The organism is Paraflavitalea pollutisoli, assembly GCF_029360705.1.
Taxonomy (GTDB): Bacteria; Bacteroidota; Bacteroidia; order Chitinophagales; family Chitinophagaceae; genus Paraflavitalea; species Paraflavitalea pollutisoli.
Genome location: NZ_JARKMX010000003.1, coordinates 225,577 through 245,068, shown reverse-complemented (window position 1 = coordinate 245,068; position 19,492 = coordinate 225,577). Strand labels below are relative to the sequence as shown.

The 19,492-nt window shown below is 52.1% G+C and carries 20 protein-coding genes; 12 read left to right on the top strand and 8 right to left on the bottom strand.

What is annotated here, in order from left to right; all coding sequences use genetic code 11:
* Positions 1-2: 2 nt before the first annotated feature.
* A complete protein-coding gene (locus P2W70_RS08805) occupies positions 3-1,541 on the top strand; it encodes an FAD-dependent monooxygenase (protein ID WP_276481072.1) in 1,539 nt (512 codons plus the stop codon).
* A 233-nt stretch (positions 1,542-1,774) separates the two neighbouring features.
* On the opposite strand, the gene P2W70_RS08800 is transcribed toward P2W70_RS08805, so the two are convergent.
* Positions 1,775-2,632: a sugar phosphate isomerase/epimerase family protein gene (locus P2W70_RS08800; protein WP_276481071.1), complete on the bottom strand. Its 858-nt coding sequence runs from the start codon at positions 2,630-2,632 to the stop codon at positions 1,775-1,777.
* Between the two features lie 327 nt (positions 2,633-2,959).
* Complete coding sequence (locus P2W70_RS08795) at positions 2,960-3,178, bottom strand: DUF4287 domain-containing protein (RefSeq protein WP_276481070.1); 219 nt, start codon at positions 3,176-3,178, stop codon at positions 2,960-2,962.
* Positions 3,179-3,288: 110 nt separating this feature from the next.
* Between P2W70_RS08795 and P2W70_RS08790 the strand changes: the two genes are divergently transcribed.
* The 7 genes from P2W70_RS08790 (at position 3,289) to xth (ending at position 10,301) form a co-directional block, all read left to right on the top strand.
* Positions 3,289-3,660, top strand: a complete 372-nt coding sequence (locus tag P2W70_RS08790; protein WP_276481069.1) for a winged helix-turn-helix domain-containing protein — start codon at positions 3,289-3,291, stop codon at positions 3,658-3,660.
* Positions 3,661-4,112: 452 nt separating this feature from the next.
* Entirely contained in the window at positions 4,113-6,140 is a 2,028-nt protein-coding gene (locus P2W70_RS08785) for a TonB-dependent receptor plug domain-containing protein (protein ID WP_276481068.1), read from the top strand.
* Between the two features lie 9 nt (positions 6,141-6,149).
* Complete coding sequence (locus P2W70_RS08780) at positions 6,150-7,247, top strand: cytochrome-c peroxidase (RefSeq protein ID WP_276481067.1); 1,098 nt, start codon at positions 6,150-6,152, stop codon at positions 7,245-7,247.
* A 4-nt stretch (positions 7,248-7,251) separates the two neighbouring features.
* The gene (locus P2W70_RS08775; RefSeq protein WP_276481066.1) at positions 7,252-7,749 is read left to right on the top strand and encodes a molybdopterin-dependent oxidoreductase; all 498 of its coding nucleotides are present in this window, start codon (positions 7,252-7,254) and stop codon (positions 7,747-7,749) included.
* 206 nt (positions 7,750-7,955) lie between these two features.
* Entirely contained in the window at positions 7,956-8,264 is a 309-nt protein-coding gene (locus P2W70_RS08770; RefSeq protein ID WP_276481065.1) for a hypothetical protein, read from the top strand.
* A gap of 261 nt (positions 8,265-8,525) precedes the next feature.
* Positions 8,526-9,356 carry a copper resistance protein NlpE N-terminal domain-containing protein gene (locus P2W70_RS08765; RefSeq protein ID WP_276481064.1) on the top strand — a complete coding sequence of 277 codons (831 nt, stop codon included), beginning with the start codon at positions 8,526-8,528 and terminating at the stop codon, positions 9,354-9,356.
* 168 nt (positions 9,357-9,524) lie between these two features.
* Positions 9,525-10,301, top strand: a complete 777-nt coding sequence (gene xth, locus P2W70_RS08760) for an exodeoxyribonuclease III (RefSeq protein ID WP_276481063.1) — start codon at positions 9,525-9,527, stop codon at positions 10,299-10,301.
* Positions 10,302-10,454: 153 nt separating this feature from the next.
* Here the strand turns inward: xth and P2W70_RS08755 are convergent, their stop codons facing one another.
* A complete protein-coding gene (locus P2W70_RS08755; protein ID WP_276481062.1) occupies positions 10,455-10,817 on the bottom strand; it encodes a winged helix-turn-helix transcriptional regulator in 363 nt (120 codons plus the stop codon).
* A gap of 156 nt (positions 10,818-10,973) precedes the next feature.
* On the opposite strand from P2W70_RS08755, the gene P2W70_RS08750 reads away from it, so the two are divergent.
* Positions 10,974-11,573 carry an FMN-dependent NADH-azoreductase gene (locus P2W70_RS08750; protein ID WP_276481061.1) on the top strand — a complete coding sequence of 200 codons (600 nt, stop codon included), beginning with the start codon at positions 10,974-10,976 and terminating at the stop codon, positions 11,571-11,573.
* 18 nt (positions 11,574-11,591) lie between these two features.
* Here the strand turns inward: P2W70_RS08750 and P2W70_RS08745 are convergent, their stop codons facing one another.
* From P2W70_RS08745 to P2W70_RS08730, 4 genes are all read right to left on the bottom strand, one after another.
* Positions 11,592-12,683 (bottom strand): ATP-grasp domain-containing protein, encoded by a 1,092-nt coding sequence (locus P2W70_RS08745; RefSeq protein WP_276481060.1) that lies wholly within the window; start codon positions 12,681-12,683, stop codon positions 11,592-11,594.
* A 44-nt stretch (positions 12,684-12,727) separates the two neighbouring features.
* Positions 12,728-13,012: a hypothetical protein gene (locus P2W70_RS08740; RefSeq protein WP_276481059.1), complete on the bottom strand. Its 285-nt coding sequence runs from the start codon at positions 13,010-13,012 to the stop codon at positions 12,728-12,730.
* A 361-nt stretch (positions 13,013-13,373) separates the two neighbouring features.
* Positions 13,374-14,369, bottom strand: coding sequence for a lipase family protein (locus P2W70_RS08735; RefSeq protein WP_276481058.1), 996 nt, complete (start codon positions 14,367-14,369; stop codon positions 13,374-13,376).
* Positions 14,370-14,578: 209 nt separating this feature from the next.
* Positions 14,579-16,285, bottom strand: coding sequence for a hypothetical protein (locus P2W70_RS08730; RefSeq protein ID WP_276481057.1), 1,707 nt, complete (start codon positions 16,283-16,285; stop codon positions 14,579-14,581).
* Between the two features lie 329 nt (positions 16,286-16,614).
* Here P2W70_RS08730 and P2W70_RS08725 point away from each other — a divergent pair, with 329 nt between their 5' ends.
* The 3 genes from P2W70_RS08725 (at position 16,615) to P2W70_RS08715 (ending at position 19,066) form a co-directional block, all read left to right on the top strand.
* Positions 16,615-17,037, top strand: a complete 423-nt coding sequence (locus P2W70_RS08725; RefSeq protein WP_276481056.1) for a secondary thiamine-phosphate synthase enzyme YjbQ — start codon at positions 16,615-16,617, stop codon at positions 17,035-17,037.
* 105 nt (positions 17,038-17,142) lie between these two features.
* Complete coding sequence (locus P2W70_RS08720; protein WP_276481055.1) at positions 17,143-18,411, top strand: hypothetical protein; 1,269 nt, start codon at positions 17,143-17,145, stop codon at positions 18,409-18,411.
* Between the two features lie 31 nt (positions 18,412-18,442).
* Positions 18,443-19,066, top strand: a complete 624-nt coding sequence (locus P2W70_RS08715) for a hypothetical protein (RefSeq protein WP_276481054.1) — start codon at positions 18,443-18,445, stop codon at positions 19,064-19,066.
* On the opposite strand, the gene P2W70_RS08710 is transcribed toward P2W70_RS08715, so the two are convergent.
* Positions 19,067-19,486 carry a winged helix-turn-helix transcriptional regulator gene (locus P2W70_RS08710; protein WP_276481053.1) on the bottom strand — a complete coding sequence of 140 codons (420 nt, stop codon included), beginning with the start codon at positions 19,484-19,486 and terminating at the stop codon, positions 19,067-19,069. It lies immediately after the preceding gene.
* Positions 19,487-19,492 lie beyond the last annotated feature (6 nt).

Genomic DNA, 19,492 nt, shown 5'->3' with positions numbered 1-19,492 from the left:
CTATGAAAGACACAACACCCCCACCCACCACCACCCATTATGATGTCATCATTGCCGGAGCCGGACCGGTCGGTTTGTTCCTCGCCTGCGAGCTAGCGCTTGCTCACTGCTCGGTACTGATACTGGAAAAGCAGCAGGAGCTTTCTTCTCCCATAAAACGATTTCCCTTTGGCATACGTGGGCTTTCCACGCCCTCGGTAGAAGCGCTCTATCGCCGTAACCTGCTGGATGAACTGGAAGTGCCCAAACGATTGAAAGATCCGCATAAGATCTTCGTGAAAGGTCCCAAACGACAGGTGGGACATTTCGCTGGCATTCCCTTTTACGAAAGCGATATCGACACCACACAATGGGGACATCGTGTGGCAGGATCGACCGATACCCACCTCATGGCAGAGATGGAAGAACTGGAAACCGTATTTACACGGCGTGCCTTATCGCTGGGCGTTACCATGGTTCGCGGAGCGGCGATATCGGGTTTGTCGCAATCTGCTGATGCGGTAACTGTGCAGGCAGGGTCATCTTCTTATACCGGCCGCTGGCTGGTGGGCTGCGATGGCAGTCGCAGTGTGGTGCGTAAAGCTGCAAGATTTGAATTCGCGGGAACCGAGCCCGCCTTTACGGGTTACTCTGCCAAAGTAACTATCGCCGACCCCGAGCAACTGTTACCGGGCCGCAACCTGACGCCGGGCGGTATGTACCTGCAATCGCAACCCGGTTACCTGAACATGCTGGAGTTTGATGGCGGTGCAGCACACCAGGGAGATCAACCATTAACACTGGAGCAGGTGCAGGCTGTGTTACGGCGTGTATCGGGAACCGATGTAACCCTGACGGAGCTGCACATGGCTACTACCTGGACGGACCGGGCGCGGCAAGCCACGCATTACCGCAACGGGCGCATTCTGCTGGCCGGTGATGCGGCGCATATTCATTCGCCCCTGGGTGGCCAGGGCTTGAACCTGGGCTTGGGTGATGCGATGAACCTGGGCTGGAAGCTGGCAGCTACGCTGCAAGGTCGTGCACCGGAAGGTTTGCTGGATAGTTATGAAGCCGAAAGATACCCGCTGGGTGCGCAAGTGCTGGACTGGTCGCGGGCGCAGGTGGCCATTATGCGGCCTACGCCGGAGGCCCGCGCGCTGAATGCCATTATCCGTGACCTGATGCAGACGCGCGATGGCGCTACCTATATGGCCGGCAGGGTGTGGGGTATTCATACGCATTACGATCTGGGCGCCGGCCATCCACTGGTGGGCCGTAGTGTTCCTAATTTCAGCTTTGCAGACAGTACTACCATCGGCGAACGGCTGCGGCCTGGTAAGGCGCTGTTGCTCGATGTGGCTGGAAGTGATTCACTGGCCACATGGGCTGCCGGCTATGGTGGGCAGATCGACTATATCACTGGCGGTATTCAAGATGCTGTAGCCATTAGCGCGGTGTTGATACGACCTGATGGCATCGTGGCCTGGGCGACGGATGGAGCGGTTGACTTGAACGAACTGCAGCAAGCGGCGGATCGATGGTTGGTGAAGCGGGCGTAAATGAAGCAGGTTGAAATACATTGTCGAAATGCGGTTGGGTTGCCCTACACTAAGGCAGCCACCGATCAGCAGTCTGTCCGGAAAGGAAAAGCGACCAGGTAGTTGTACAATAAAACAGCCACCCGATCTTGGGTTGTTCAGGAGTGTCTTCCATAGAAAGACCCACTGAACAGCGATCGGGTGGCTGCATGACAGGGATCAACAATGATCCGCTATCGTTATTATCTTACTGCTTAGTTGCCGGCATTGATGCGGCGGGCAACACGCATGAAATACTGTGTGCTTTCCTGTACGGCAGGCAGGTTGTTTTCCCACTGGTACTCGTACTCTACGGAGAAATATCCCTTTACACCTTGTGCTTTGAGTTCATTGAGTACACCGGCGATATTGCTGACACCGGTACCCCAGGGTACATCGTGGGCATTCTTAACGCCGTAAACGTGCAGGTCTTTTACGTGGAAGGCGATCAGTTTGCCCTGCAGTTGCTTGATGCACTGTACCGGATCGAGGGCAGAACGTACCCAGTGACCGATATCACCACATACACCGATCATATTGCTGCGGCCTTTCAGTTGGTCGAGCACGATGGAAGGATGCCAGTAGGTAGTAGGCACCGGGTGGTTGTGCAGGGCTGCTTTGATCTTGTATTCGTTGCAGAATTTGTCGAGGGTTTCCAGTTGGTTGAAAGGCGGCTCGGTGGTGATGTGCTCGATACCGAGGTCTTTGGCAAATTCAAACACCGCTTTCCACTCTTCATCATTCTTACCGTTTACAACACCATAACAAACCGCTTTGATGTCGTTGTCCTTCAGCAGTTTTTTGATCTGCGCACGCTCTTCGGGTGTAGCGTTGGGGGCTGTGGTGCCGGTGCCAGCCTTGGTGATCTTCTGACCAGGAAACAGTTCGACATATTTGATGCCGATGCTTTTCATCTTACCCAGGGCTTCTTCCAGCGAGAACAGGCGGAAGGTATACGCCTGGCTACCGAGGCGCCAGCCCAGTGAATCGGGCAGCAACATCGGCGCATTGCTTTGTGCCATTACAAATACGCTCAGGAACAGAAAGGGGATCAATACTAGTCTCTTCATCATATGGAGTTTAATGCGGTAAATGGGACCCATGGCTTTTATAACCGCCATTGGCCGGGGCAAGATAAGCAAGATGCGATTGCCTTTTGATTAAAATACGACAAAAACCTGCCACTTTCCGCCTGCCTAGTCACGGCTACTGTGCTTTACCGCTATACGCTGCTGCGATTGGGAGCATCAGCTACTATAATTTCCCCATTACTGCACACGTCTGAAAGGTACCCATTGACTACGCCTGAATGACCTGGCGCTATTGAATGGGTAGACATAATAAGATTACCGGCAAGGGAACCTCTGGTCCATTCGCCTGTCAACGTCTTGTGGACACCCCTAGTCCCGCTTGCCCTTGAAGTACGCGAAGATCGCCATGGCATGTCCGTGGCCCAGGTCGAATTCTTCTTTCAGCCATTGTACGATCTCGCCGGCTTTCACTTTGGGATCGAGTACTCCTTTGACGAGGAACTTTTTCTTTTCGGCCAGTTTCTTGAAATCTTCGGGCGACTTGCCTGTCTTTGTCTGGATATTATCCATGTAAGCCTGGAATGACATATGCGTGGTATTTATTGTTATTGATACCGCAAACATACAGCAGCACCTTTTAGCACATCGCGTGTGATCGCGACATTAAAGGGTGTAAATTCACAGCACATAGGAGCAGCATGAAACAATCTATCAGCGATTTTCTCAAAGAAGGTAATTACCGTGTGCGTGGCAGCCTCTGGATCGAGGGCGATGGCACCCGCTTCTGGGGCCCGGGTCCTGTTGAGTTGCTTGGTCATATCGACGCTACCGGTTCCATCAACCAGGCAGCCAAAGCCATGGGCATGTCGTACAAGAAGGCCTGGGAAATTGTGAACCGGCTCAACGCCATGAGTAAAGAACCGCTGGTCGTGACGGCTACCGGCGGTGAAAAGGGCGGCGGCTCGGCCCTCTCCGAAACAGCCCGGGCGATGATCGCCTATCACCATGGCATGCGTGAGCGCTTCCAGCAGTTTTTGGAGGCGGAGACGAAGCGGTTAACAGGCAACTAGGCAGCAAGGCAAATAGGCCACGAGACGGAAGAAAGGCACCAAGGCATAAAGGCAACAAGGCAACGAGGGAAAGGCAGGAAAAGGCATCGAGGCAATCCCGCCATGTGGCGGGACAGGCTCCGGCAACGCGAGATACCTGGATACAAGCAGCAAACGAGGCTACCACGCATCCACCGCTACCCTATCTCAACCCGTCCTGGTTTGCCCGGCCACCCCTCTCCTACTGTTTTCAAAAGGTCGATTTCTTCTATGGTAGGATACCCCCCTCAGTACAAGTAGTAGAAAAGTATTCAAGCTATAGCAGGCAGTTTCCTGACCCATCGTAGGTGTCGAAGACTTTGTACCTGGTGTCGAAAAATACTATCGATACCCCAATCGCCCTGAAAGTGACAATGGTTATCTGGCGGTGGCGTTATATCTTTGAAGGAATAACGCTTAAAAGTACGCTCTTCATGACCAAAAAACTCTTATGGGCCCTCTGCCTGTGCACACAATGGTGCCTGGCTCAGGATGCCCTGGTAGCCAGTACAAACAACTCCTCAGCCGACACGACTGCCCCCCGCTTCTTCACCTTGGGTGAAGTAGAAGTGATCAGCAAACGACAATCCGACATCAACGGCTTCCTCAGTGCCCAAAAGCTGCAGGCCTTCGCCAAAAACGACGTTTCCAAAGCACTCAACCTGCTGCCCGGTGTACATCTCTCGGCCGTTGGCCCCCGCAACGAAGCCATGATCTTTCTGCGCGGCTTCGACCTGCGCCAGGTACCCCTGCTCATCGACGGCATCCCCGTCTATATTCCCTACGATGGCTATGTAGACCTCGCCCGCTTCACCACCTTCGATCTTTCTGCCGTTAATATCTCTAAGGGATATACATCGGTACTTTACGGTCCTAACGCACTCGGCGGCGCCATCAACCTCGTCAGCAGCCGGCCGGTCAAAAAGTTTGAGTTCAACGGTGCCAGCGGCTGGCAATCGGGCGGCTACCGCACCAACATCAATATTGGCAGCAACCTGGGCCAATTCTATGTGCAGGCAGGTTTCTCCAAACTCAACCGCGACTCCTTTCCGCTCTCCAATGATTTCAAACCTTCCAAAACCGAAGAAGGCCATTGGCGCAACAACTCCTGGAGCACCGATGAGAAATACAGCGTAAAAGTGGGATTCACGCCCAATAAAAAAACAGCGCTGGCACTGAGCTATATTTACCAGCACGGCAAAAAAGGTACGCCCGTTTATACCGGCACCGATACCCTCAATGCGCAGTTCAAGAACCCACGCTTCTGGCAATGGCCTTACTGGGACAAACAAAGTCTTTACTTTATCGCCAATACGCAGATCGACAGCAACCAGTATATCAAAGGCCGCCTGTACTACGATAAGTTCAAGAACCAACTCAACTCCTACGACGACGCGACGTATACCAAGATCTCGCGTCCCTACGCGTTCAAGAGCTTCTACAACGACTATACCCTGGGCGCTATCGCGGAATATGGCCACAGCCTGTGGCAACAACGCGATCAACTGCGCGCTACCGTTCAATTCAAACAGGATGTACACCGGGAACACAACGAAGGGGAGCCGGAGAGAACCATGTCCGATAATACCCTGACCCTGGGAGTGGAAAATGAGTTCAAGATCACGCCCCAATTGTTGTTGCTGACCGGCATCAGCTACAACAACCGCAACAGCCTTAAAGCGCAGGATTATAATTCTACGACCAAAGTGGTTGCTGATTATCCATCGAACAACAATGATGCTGTAAACATTCAGGGTGGATTGGAATACCGTCTGGGCAGCAATAACGTGCTCACCGCGAGCGTGGCACGCAAAACAAGGTTTGCCACTACCAAGGATCGTTATTCCTATCGCATGGGCGCCGCCATTCCCAATCCAGACCTTACTGCTGAATACACCCTCAATTATGAACTGGGTTACCGCGGCCACTTCAACAACCGCCTGACCGTGCAGGGCGCCCTGTTCTACAGCAAGATCCACAACACCATACAGATGGTGAGCAACGTGAAGTATGATTCGGCGCGCAAAGTATGGCAGAGTCAATTGCAGAATACCGGTGAGGCGGAGTTCATGGGTGTAGAAGCGGGTATCGAATACCAGGTCATCGCGCCATTGAAAGCCGGTGTGAACTACACGTATGTAAAACGCAACAACCTTAGCAACCCCACAATCCTGTTTACCGATGTGCCCGAACACAAAGTATTTGGCTTTGTACAATACCAATGGAAGACCTGGGCTTCGTTGCAGGCAAATATCGAGTACAATGCCGATCGTTATAGCACAACCTATGGCACGAAGGCCGGCGGCTTTACACTACTGAATGCCCGGGCCCTGGTGCCGGTGTGGAAGTACTTCTCGATAGAAGGTGGTATCAACAATATCGCCGGTGTGAATTATGCACTGGTGGAAGGTTACCCCGAGCCAGGCAGGAATTATTTTGTCAATGTGGTGTACCATCTCTAATAAAAAGTTATGAAGCATCAGCTGGCAATAGTGATAGTGGCAATCGCTGCGGTGATTGGTCTCGGAGCATCCGGGATCAGGCGCGCTACCCCGTTGACGCTGGTGTACCCCGCCAATTTCGGTAACCGCATTTCCATTCCCGACGATAACCCGATGACGGAAGAAGGCGTGCAGTTGGGGAGGCGGTTATTTTACGAAACCAGGCTGTCGGCCAACAACCGTGTTTCCTGCGCTACCTGTCACCAACAGGCTAAAGCGTTTACCGATGGGTTGCGCTTCAGCCAAGGGGTGGACGACACCCCTACCCCCCGCAACGCCATGTCGCTGGCGAACCTGTTGTGGGTGCGCAACTTCTTTTGGGATGGGCGGGCGAAAGGATTGGAAGCGCAGGCCAGCTTCCCACTGACGGACCCGCATGAAATGGGTCAGTCATTGGCCGTATCGGCGCAAAAACTACAGGCGGATGGCCGGTATGCCTCCCTGTTTGCGCAGGCTTTTGGAACGCCGCAGATTACCGGTCAGCGGATCGTGCAGGCGCTGGCTCAGTTTGAGCGTACACTGATCTCAGCCAATTCGAAATATGACCAATACCTGCGGGGTGAGTACCAGCCCACCACGTCGGAGCTGAACGGCCTACAACTGTTCTTCTCCAATCCCAATGCCGAAAAAAATATCCGTGGTGCTTCCTGCGGACACTGTCATGGCGGGCCGAAAACTTTTATCGAGTTGTTTCACAACAATGGGCTCGACACCGTGCCCGCTGATAAAGGGCGCGAGGTGATCACGGGACAATCCATCGACCGCGGTCGATTCCGGGTAGCAACCTTGCGCAACATAGCTCTTACAGCGCCTTATATGCACGATGGCCGCTTTGCCAACCTGGAGGACGTCGTGGATCATTACAATGAGCATATTCAACCCAGCGAAACGCTGAGTACTTTTCTGCAGGGCAACCAGGGGGGTATGGGCAGCGCTATGAGCGGGCGCGGAGATCTGCAACTCGGGCTCACGACAGCGGAGAGAAAAGACCTGCTGGCCTTTCTGCACCTGCTGACCGATTCATCTTTTATACAGGACAAACGTTTTTCCAATCCATTCATACCATAACATCATGCGCATACGTACACTGTTCCTCTTATTACTGACCAGCCTGCTTAGCTTTCAAACGCTCTTTGCGCAGGATCGCGCGACCGTAAAAGTCAGCGGTGAAGTAACCAAGCCCTTACAATTATCGCTGGAAGACCTGCAGAAAATGAAGCCCGCTACCGCCGTTCTGAAAGACCGTGACGGGAAGGAGCACCCTTATACCGGAGTAGCTGTATCCGACATTTTAACCCTGGCCGGCGTCACCACAGGTCAGCAATTGCATGGGGAAAATCTCGCCAAGTTTTTACTCGTAAAATGTGCCGACGGTTACGAGGTATTGTTTTCCCTGGCCGAGCTCGATGCGGCTTTTACCGACAAGCAGGCCATCCTTGCCTACCAATTGGAAGGCAATGCGTTACCTGCCGGCAAAGGTCCTTTCCGGTTGGTGGTGCCTGGCGAAAAACGCCCTGCCCGGAGCTGCCAGCAGGTGGTAGAAATGGTGATCCGGTTTGCCAAGGACTGATCAAAAATGCCCGAATACGAAGCGGAATAACCCATAACGGCCAGGTTAATTCGCTTTTTTGTTGCTGCCGGTTTAGGATGGAGCAGCGGGAGGTTTTGAAATATCCAAAAAATAACTATATTGAATTTCGAAGCGGACCCACCATACGGTAACCCGCAACTGCATCTGTTGTTTTATTTATTGGGTAACATGTAAAAACCTCTCTTATGCTGACCACACTGCTTGTCCTGATGGCCCTTTGTTTCTTGTCACATGTCATCATGCTGTTCACCAGTTTTGGTGGCGGCGGCGTTAAAAAAACGCGGTATTTTCTGTCTCACCTCACCCTTTGGCTGACCGGCGCTTTTGGGTACCTGATCGCTGTCTTGTATGCCGGTAAAGGCGAATCATCGATCATCGACATCTTCGACACGCCTTTCAAACAGGTGCTGCTGATCGTCGTTGCCTTTGCGCTTTCGCTCATCGCGCACAGCATCGTTCGTTTATTTGTGCTGCCACAGCACAAACGCGCCTAAGAAAGATTAAACATTCGCTAAGCATTAACCTTCCTTTTTTTGGGTACTGTGGTACACAGTACAGAATATGTTTTGCCTGTAACGGTGGCTTTTCTGATTAAAAGGCGTGTCCGTGGCGGGCTTTTGTTGTTGGCTTCGAGCGACCGGGAAGTAGGACGGATATGGATGAGGATCAGATCGGTTTACCCAGGTAGGCGGCTAACCATACGCTGCATCACCGGGCATAAGATTTGTATGCGGAACAGTTCCAACCATCGCACCATGAACAAGATCATGCCCACAGTGCTGTTCGCGCTGACCACTATTGCTTTTGCCCATTGCGGCGGCGCCGATAACGGCTCCGGAACCAACCAGCCACCTACCGACAGTGCTACTATTACCAGCCCCGACAGCGCGACACCAGCCGCAGCTACGGCGCATACCAGTAACAACTCCCTCGATTGGGATGGCATTTACCGGGGCATATTGCCCTGCGCCGATTGCCCGGGCATCAAAACGACCATTTACCTCAACCGCGATCTTACCTATGTGCGGAAGAGCAAGTATATGGACCGGCCGGCGCCCGAGCAGGAAGAAAAAGGCAAATTTACCTGGGACGCCGATGGCCAAACGATCACCCTCGATGCTAGTGGACAGCCCGCCAAATATGCGGTAGGTGAGAACACGTTAACGCAGCTCGATATGAGCGGTGCGAAGATCACCGGCAACCTGGCCCCTAATTATGTATTGAGCAAGGCGAACTATGCGATCCTTGGCCGACGCTGGAAGCTGGTAGAGCTGAATGGCAAACCGATCGCGATGGATTCGAGCCATGTAAAAGAAGCGTTCATCACGTTCGATGATAAGGAAGACCGCGTGAGTGGCAATACCAGCTGTAACAATTTCTCGGGGCGGTTTGAAACGGGCCCGCTCAATAAGATCCATTTCTCGAAGATGATCTCGACCAGGATGGCCTGTCGCAATATGGAGATCGAGCGAGACTTTCTGAAGATGCTGGAAACGGCTGACAACTTTACCATCAATGCCGATGAACTGGTGCTCAATAAAGCCCGTATGGCGCCAATTGCGAGGTTCAAATCAGCCTTCAACTAAACAGATCTCACACCCTTCACACACTATAGGAGCCAACCAGGCAGGTTGGCTCTTTCGTTGTACCTGATACCTGTTTGCTGTTTTATAGCTGTTGCTTTTGTACATCCCCCGAAAGTAACTAGCTTTATCAGCTTGTGCACCGCACGCTATCATCCTTAAATGCATTCCATGAAGATTACCACCTATAATGTCAATGGCGTTAACGGCCGCCTGCCCGTATTGCTTCGCTGGCTCGAAAGCTCGCAACCCGATGTTGCCTGCCTGCAGGAATTGAAGGCGCCGCAGGAAAAGTTCCCGGAAGAAGCGATCCGCAACGCGGGTTATCATGCCATCTGGCATGGACAAAAGAGCTGGAATGGTGTAGCGATCCTGTCGCGCCATGAGCCCCCGCAAGAGGTGATCCGTGCGTTGCCGGGCGATCCCGAAGATGAGCACAGCCGCTATATCGAAGCGATCATCGACGGCATCACGATTGGCTGTCTTTATCTGCCCAATGGCAATCCCGCACCGGGGCCCAAGTTTGACTACAAGCTCAAATGGTTTGAGCGACTGCAGGTGCATGCCCAATCATTGCTGGCACAAAAGAAGCCAGTGATCTTGACTGGCGATTACAACGTGATGCCCACTGAGCTCGACGTATACAAACCGGAGCGCTGGGTAGAGGATGCGTTGTTCCGCCCGGAAACCAGGGCTGCGTTTGCGAAGCTGGCGGCACAGGGATGGACAGATGCTTTGCGTACGCTGCATCCTGACGAGACCATCTATACCTTCTGGGATTATTTCCGCGATGCCTTTGGTCGTAATGCCGGCTTGCGCATCGATCACTTCCTGTTGAGTCCGGAGATAGCGCCCCGATTGAAGTCGGCGGGTGTCGACAAGGAAGTAAGGGGTTGGGAGAAAACGAGCGACCATGCGCCCGTATGGATAGAGCTCAAGAAAAAATAAAGGCCCCTATCGAGGACCTTCTAAACAAATAAAGTTCCGTTGAGACAACCGCCTGAGCAATCAAGGCGGGTGCAGTTTTTTTACGAAGCGCTGGCAGCTGACCTGTCGACCATTCCGGGCCAGATAACAGACTTTCTGCTGATTTTGCTGTCGCTATCGCTGCATTAGTTTCTTTCGGTGGGTGGCGCCCCAGGTAGCGAGCGCCCCTATTACATCACGCAATGTTTCTGAATACTTCGTTCTTTCATACACGACGGAAGCGGGTGTCGTTGTATTGTCTACCGTACGATTGACAAATCCATTTTGTTCGAGGTCTTTCAGCTCATTGGAGAGCACGCGTGGCGATATGCCGGTGATGGTGCGCTGCAATTCATTGAAGCGAAGTGGACCATCGGCGAGGGCCACAATGATCCTCAATTTCCATTTTCCACCAATGACATACAGGGCATCATCTACATTGTGCAATACGGACATGCATTGACTGGTAAGATGAGGAGGGTGTTGTACTGTTTCCATAACACTGATATTGAAGTAAGTATACTTTTGGTTACCACTAACCTACAGGTTAGTCTATGTGCCAGACCGACAAATGTACATAGCTTGCATCATGATTCCTGCGCAGGATTCACAGACGCACCCAAATCATTTTGTAAACTACTTTTCTGTACAATCATGAAACATATTTTGCACGTCACCTCCAGCCCCCGTGGCCCCGAGTCGCACAGTATTCAGCTGGGCAACCGCATCGTGGATCTGCTGCTCGCTCAATACCCTGGTAGCGAGGTTACTGTCAACGATACCGTCGCTTCCAACTATATCCACCTCAACGAGGTACACCCTGTGGCCTACCGACTGCCGGAACATGAACAAACTCCAGAACAAAAGAAAGTGTTAATTAGTTCGGAAACCGCGGTACAGCAGGTGATGGACGCCGACATCATCGTGATCGGTGTAGCCCTGTACAATTTCAATATGCCCTCGGCCCTCAAAGCCTGGATCGACCATATTGTGCGGGCCGGTAAAACCTTTAGTTACGCAACTGGCAAACCCGAAGGTTTGCTGACCGGAAAAAAGGTGTACCTGGCCATTGCCTCCAATGGTGTGTACTCCGACGGACCGATGAAGCCTTTCGACTTCAGCGAACCTTATTTACGTTTCATCTTCGGCTTTATGGGTATTACCGATATTACAACATACCGTGTGGAAGGCGCCGGCATGCCCGGTAAGATGGAAACGGCCCTGGAAGCCGGCCTGGAATCAGTAGCGGTCTAAAGAGGATAACGCATCTTTTTATACAGCAGGTTTGCTCAACCATTGGCCTTGTTGCATTAATACCAAAGCCTGGTCGTAGATGGCCAGTGCATAGCGCTTCAATATTTCCTGCTGCGCTGGTTCATCAAAGCGCTGCAGGTTTGTATTGGGCTCTGTGCATTCCAATTCGCACAGGTAGTAATGATCCCCGTCTTTGAAGAGATCGATGCGGGTGCGGGTGAGTGCATGGCTACCGTAGCGATCGGCCATGTGTTCCAGTGCCTTTTTGCCGAAGGCGATCATGTCTGTTAATTCAGCAGGATCTGTAACCGGTACACGGTCCTTCGAACTGTTTTGTACAAATCCACCTGGTTTGCGGATGGCATGGCTGAAGGTATCGTTGAAAAATACCAGGGAGTATTCGCCCTGCTCTACACCGTCGATGTAGGGCTGCAGAATAATACCGCGCAGCTGCGGTTGCCGGGTAAGCCTATCGAAGGTTTGTTGGGCAGCGGGTTGATCCAGCAGCAGAGCAGGATTGGCGATGTTGGGAAATTCGCTGCCGCTGGTGTTGTAGAGATAGGTACTGAGTGCATCGGCAGAGATGACGGGTTTGATGACAATACCTTTTGCTTGCCATAATGGGTTTACGATGGTAAGATCATCGATCAGCTGATCGAGGGTCTTGCCATTTACTGCCCTGACGTTATAAATAGGATCTGCTTTTTCACCGAAGAAGGCACAAGGAATGATGGAACAGTTGGGCAGGGGCTCGTGCTGAAAACGATCCATCAGGAACTGCAGGTAGCAGGATTTGATGACGTTGTCGAGTATGAGCTGACTGTCGTTGATGAGTCGTTGCCGATTGGTGGTGCAACGATCGACCCATTGAAAGAATGCCTGCGGGTGATGAGGAATATCCCAGGTACTGCTGACGAATATGGCATCGTAGCGCTCCCAGGGCTGGTTTTCGTCGCGCCAATTGATGATATCGACGCCTTCTTCCTGGCCCATGATCGATAGCAGGGCCTTTCGCAGATCGCGATCATCTTTCCAGCAATCTTTACCGGGTAGGGCGTAGTCTTCGCCGGTGGCGATAGCTATACGCGGTTGTTTTGCAGTGAGGGACATGTTCCAAATTTCTGCAAAAGAATCTTAATATCTACAAAAGAGAGTTATTCTTTCACGACCTGGCTCATCGGCAAGCCAATGTTGCTGTTTCCGTACAAGCCTCCACCGGCACGCGGACCGCACTTTAGGTTGATCTCTCCTACTTGTTGTAACAATACTTTTACAGGGTCTGCCAGCCAACGCTGATGGGCGATCATCGAAGCGGGCGCGGCAGGTGTCGCTACCTGCTCTTCGCTTGAGTCGACGGCTGTAGGTTGCTGCGAGCGTACAGACATCAGTAAGGGGGTAAGGGTCAATAAAAGCCATCCGGCTGGTCGGTTTACTTTCATACAGGTTGATGGTACGGTCATGAGCAGTCCTTTCCCGCAAACAGGTAAATGGCTACCCGGGTGACCAGGGATTACTGTTAAAAAATTAAATACTGAAGCGAACGCTGTGACTTACAGGATGATGGATCTTGGCACTGGGTGGTGCAGTGAATGCGATGGTTGGGCTGGTGGTTTTTCTGAATGCCCCTGGGGCTAATGGACACTGCAAAGCAACAATTTGCCTTGCGTAGTTCAAAGCCCTCCACCACCGGATTGTGGTAAAGCGGTGCTGAAAAGCCTGTTTCCATAGCCAGACGAATCCCAAAAACAGGAGGGCATCCCCTGCCAGAGACGCCCTCTTTCTATACTGAGCCGACCTGAATTAAAGCGTGGCAGCGGCAGTGGGTGCCAGGTTGTTGACACCCAGGTACTTGACATAGTTGAGCAGGGAATGTTGTGCAGCTGCCTGCTGAAAGAAATCTTCTACCGTGTTTTGGTTGTAAGTGGGGTCCAGCGGATTGGAGAAGATGATGTAGTTGTTGGCTTGCTGGGTATACCCGATGTACAGGAAAGCGCCGGCCTGCGTGAGGAACGCTTCGCGCAGGCTAACGGTAACGCCCTCTATGACGGTCGTGATCTGCGAGGCTGCCGGCGTGGGAATGTATAACAAACTGACTAACCCGACCAGGCTGAATACGGGATAGGCGGGTACGATATCGTTGTCGTTGTGGTAGTGCCAGGCATTGGGCAATTTGGCATCGAGGTCGGTGGCATAATCACTGTTGCCGGCGGCAGGAGCTGCAAAGGTATACAGTGACAGGTTGTTTTGTGCGTAAGTAGGGTTGGCGATCTGGCTAACGAAGTAGGAGGCATATACGTTGGCCATATTGCCGCCAAGACTGTGACCAGTGATCAGCAAGGGGATATCGGCATTGAATACATTGTTGATGAGGTATTGGGTAACGCTGAGCCCCGAACCCAGGGTATCCTGCATGTCGATCAGGTTGGTGAATGCCGTATTAGTGCCGTTGGCGATGCGCGGGTTGGCGGTGGTGGCATAAGGCCAGGCCACGGTGGTCACCACATCCATGTCTTCGATAACCCAGTTGGCAAAGGTGTACCAGTTCTGAAACACCTGGTTGACGGGCAGCGAACCCCGAACACCCAGGGCATAGAAGTTTCCATTGGTTTGCCTGGCAACAAACGCATAGTTGCCGTCTTCCGTTTCCTGTCCGTTCCAGACGATCTCCCAATTGTCAATGTACTCGCTGATCTCGGTAACGGGATTGGTGAGATAGGATACCCAGGAAAGCAATACTGCGAGCTGACTGTTGTTGGGGGTAGCATTCACGCCACCGCTACTTGCCGTTGGTTGCATGTTAGAAATAGTTTTTTAGATGAAAAAATACCAGCGCTCAGGGAAGGAGTAATTGTTTCGTAGTGTACTGCAGGAGACTTGCTTCGCGAACGAAGGTAGCTGGTATGGAAACCATTCAGCAAAGTAACTCTACGCAAGTTTCGCGCAGATATTCCCTTTTCCATACCTGTATCGGGTAAGATCAGATCTTCCTACAGGTAATGATGCGATCAGTGGTGGCGTAGTGCCAGGGCGGGCTGTACATACCGGCTGGCTTCTACCAGTTCGGGTCGTTGTGCTGGTTGCTGTTTATTCAATAATAACAATTGCTGGTAGTATTGTTGGGCAAGCCGGTTATCGCCTTGCAGGCGGGCAGCAGTCGCTGCGCCGTATAGGCTATTGAACCGGTTGGGATTTCTTCGCAGGCTGGTTTCATAGGCTGTCAACGCTGCGGCAGGTTGGTGCAACGCGAGGAGCAGGTCACCCAATTGTTCCCGCGCCGGTGATACTTCTGCGGGTGTTACCGGATGCTTTTCTGTTGCATCTTCCATATTGGCTGCCGTCTGCATGGCTTGAATTGCACTGTCATTCAACTGGCGGCCTTTTAACCACCAGCTGCGGGCAATATACCATTGCACCGCTACTTGGCCGGCCTTGTATTTATCTTTTTGTGCCGACAAGGTATCATGCAGTCTTTTCAATATCATCAGTTCGGCTTCTGCCTGTTTCAATTGACCAGTATGCGCCGCGCCCAGGGCGCGGGCAAAATGCACGGTGGCATTTGGCCAGGGGTAATCGGCCCAGGCAAAATTGGCCGTTGGCGGTTCGAGGATCGCTGCTGCGGCCCAGTCTTTATTCTCCAATACATAGCGGGCTGGAATAGCTGCAAAAGCATAAGCCACTTTGAAGTTGGCCGGATGCACTTCTTTGATGGTGGCGAGGTAGGCCAGCTGTCGTTTTGCTGCCTTGTTATCACCTTGTTGCAGGTAAGCATAGATGAGGTAATCGATCCCATGCATCTCTTCATCCCAATGTCCTTTGATACCGGCCTGCTCTGCATAACAACGCGCCGACTCCACCGACTGCAGGTTGGATTGTACGCAATCGTTCCACATGCCCAAGCGGGTAAATATATGCGATGGCATGTGCAAGGCGTGTGCGGAGGATGCTGCTATTGTTGCATAGTTGCGGGCAGCGACCAGTGCGTGCTGTGCCATACCCGGTACATCGTAGGTATGTATGAGGTAATGGACTACGCCGGGGTGCTGGGGATATTGTGCATAGAGCAAGTTCAGGATTACACCTGCTTTCTTTTGTTTGGCATAGGTTCTATCGGCAGGATCTGCTGCTGCATCAAGCGCCAACGCATACAATACTTTTGCTTCGATATCCTCCGGAAAGGCTGCCTGTATTTTGTCCATCGCCAGCTCGAAACGTGCCGTACGGGTACGGTGTTCGGTTTGCTGGTAATCGTCGTAAAAAGCAGCGATCGCCTCGAGGTAGGCTCCTTCACGGGGTGTAGGCGCCTTGAGCCCACGGGCAATGGCTATGGCAGCCGCTCCCTTCTTCAACTCGCCTGGTAAGGGCGGCGCCCATAACGGATGAAAATTACTCATGGCTACACCCCAGTAAGCCATATAGCAACTGGGTTCAGCATCGATCAAAGCAGCAAACACCTTCTCGGCCTCTTCGTACTCGAAGGAGTGCAGCAACTTGACACCGGTGGCAAACAAGGGCGCCTGTTGATCACTGACGGTAGCCTTGAAAGACAGTTTGCCCAGGGCAGCCTGCTCCGGACCGCAGGTGATGAGCTTGCCCTGCCTGAGCTCCAGCGCAGCGATGGCCGCGGCCGACGGCGCCTTGGGCGCTTGCGAGCAGGAAACCAACAAGGTGATGGCGGTGAGCCATGCGGCTGTTTGTCTGCAAGTGTTTATCATATGCGGTGTGTTCGTTGATTCTTTGTACTGTTGATCGTGCAGTGTGCTTTGTCCATCGTTGTACACGAGGCGCCCTTTCGCTTTTGGTGTAAGTGATTGATTTAGAAAAGTTGTGCTATTTTCATTACACTTCCATGGGAGCGCCATGGGAGCGGTACGGAAGCGAGTAGGGAGCGGTAACCTTGCGATGCTTGTGACTGCCTTACAAACTTACTATCGCCGAAAGGCCTTTTCCAAATTTCGGGCCTATCGTTTTTTAAATGTCATGACATTTCGTGGACATACTGTTTTGCCGAGTGGTTGCCCTGCATTAGTTCGTATTTTGCAGTATGAAGATCTATCAGCAAGGGTTGGCCTTACGGGAGAAAACGAGGGGATTTCACCTAATCACCACCGAGATCCTGCGTGCGATGCCTCAAATCAGCGAGATACAGGCGGGTATGTGCCAGGTATTTATCCAACATACCTCTGCGTCGCTGACGATCAATGAAAATGCCGACCCCACGGTGAGGAAGGATTTTGAGACCTGGTTCAATAAAGCGGTTCCTGAAAATGATCCCGACTATGTACATACGGATGAAGGTCCGGATGATATGCCGGCGCACCTGAAAGCTGCATTATTGGGTAGTTCGGTATTGATCCCGATCGCCAATGGCCGGTTGGCGCTCGGTACCTGGCAGGGCATCTACCTGTGTGAACACCGGAACTACGGTGGCAACCGTCGCCTGGTGATCACGGTGTGGGGGAATTGATGGCATCGATCCTGCACGCCTACCGCTTTAGGGGGATGACATGCGGCCACAATATCCTGTATTGGCAGGATTGCTGTCGGGCAGTGGGCATCGTTTATTTGTTGCATGAAAAAGCTACTCGCCCCTCTCCTCTTTCTTGTTGCGCAGTCTACGATTGCACAATCGGGACAGCTAAGAATTCTATTTTATGGCATCCATTGCCAGCAACCTACTACCGACAATCCGCTGGGCATGGACGGTGTAGGCGATGAGGTATTTGTGATGAGCTATGCAGCTGTGACCAAACCGAATTATGTAGCACCGACACTCAACATCAACGGAGGCTGCCAGGTATATGGTGAAGTGGAAAGATCACTGAAAGGTAAATGTGGCTGGCAACGCGAAAAAGCAGGAACTGCAGGTGTACTGGGCGGGTTTAAATCGGGCGATGTGTATACGCAGACAGCCAATCGCCAAATCATCCTGGTGGATAAAAAGATGGCTGCCGATGAGGTAGCTTTTGTGATGCCATCGGTGTGGGAGTTTGACATCGAGCAGGGCAATTATCCATCCGGCGAATTTGGCCGCGTTTCCGAACAGGAAGGCAAAAGTGTTTTCTTTCAGCAAAAGATCGTCAACTATTACACCAATATTAGTTACAATCCCGATCATTATGGTTTTCTTATTGCGGGCCGTCATCTCGACCTTGATACGAAGTATGCACCTATATTCAAACCATTTGTGGGTCAGCCAGTCAGCAGACCCATTGGAATGACGGCGGGGCATGAATTCAGCTCTGTGGTGCTGGCAATCAATACCCGGATGGCTGCGCTGCTGGTCAACAAAGATTTCGGGTATGGGGTCGGTGTAGTGCCGGTATTGTTCAACGATGTAACGCTGGGCAACACGGCCAACAAAGGAATTTACTCCATGCTGTTCAAGATCGAGTTCAAGCCGGATGCGGTGGCTCCTTCTTCCACCCCTGTGGCGCCTCCGCCTGCAGCAAGAGCGAACACCACGCCTGTTGTACCAACGAACGTGAACCCGGCCAATGCACCGGTCAACATGAATATTCGGAAGAATGCTACCACCACGTCCGTGAATATTACCGGTAGCTGGGCAGGCAGTTGGGACAATGCTTCCCGGACTGGCAGCTATGTGATGCGTTTCAATAAAGATGGCAGCATGCAGTGGCTGGATGTGAGGGGGAATGTGCTGGGGAGCGGTCAATATACAGTCAGTGGTTATGAGATTACCGGCAACTGTCAACTCACGCATGGTGAGTCAATTCCTTTCCGGGGCACGCTTTCGGGAGCGGACCGCATCAGCGGCAAATGGGGCAGCACAAAATCAACAGGCGGTGAAAAGAACTGGGAACTGGTGAAACAACCGTGATGTATATTAGTGGGGTTAATTCCACTCCACTATGCGTTACCAAGGTAAAAGAGTCATTTGGGAAAACAAGGCCAGGCAATGGCGCGCCGTACTTATAGCCTCCGGATTTGTGGCCTTGATCCTTTTTGTTGGTCCGACCTCTTCTGCTTTTATGTACTGGGGGGGACTGGTCTTTTTTGGTGGCGGCGGCCTTGCGGTGCTGGTAAGGTTGCTGTATCCGGGAAACCTTTTTGTATCCGGAGGATCTCCTCTGTTGGAGAAAATATTTGAAGAGCAGTATCGGCGTGACTCGAAAGACCCTGGCCTGTTTGAATACACAGACACTGGCTTTTTCTTTTGCCAAGGTAAGATCCGCACTTATTTTGAGTGGCAAAATATAACGGCTGTTTTTGGACGCAAGGAAGATGCGAGGACCTACGATGTTATTTCAATAGATATTTTTACCGACCTGGGAAAAGGCTTAACCCTGCACGAAGAAATGCCTGGCTGGATTATTTTTAATAAGGCCCTTAAGAAGCAATTTCCTGCTGTACCAGCAAATTGGGACCTTGAGATTACTGATCCTCCTTTCGACACGGAGCTGACGCTCCTGTACGATCGAGGTGGGCGCTCAAAGGAGGAAGCTTTACTGTTTCACTATAAGATTGTAGATTGATCACTCCGCTTGGGACAACTTCTCTTCCCCCTCTTTACTATACTTCACTGCACCGTTGCATATGACCTGATCGGGCATGCTGTAATCGGGTACGATCTGCTCGCGGTGCTGATGGCCCCAGGCTTCCATGGCCTCAATGATGGGAATAACGCTTTCGCCCAGCGGGGTGAGGTAATATTCAACTTTTAACGGCAGGCCAGGATAGATCTTTTTGGTGAGCATGCCATAGTCTTCCAATTCGCGCAGGGCCATGTTGATGACCCGGGGATTGGCCTGATCGACGGCCCGGTGCAGTTCGCTGGGACGGCGCTTACCAAGGTGTATATATTCAATAATAAGGGGATTCCACTTACCCCCCAGTACCTTGAGGGCAACGCTGATACCACATTCATAATTCTCCGGGATCTTCTTCTCGTACATGGTCAG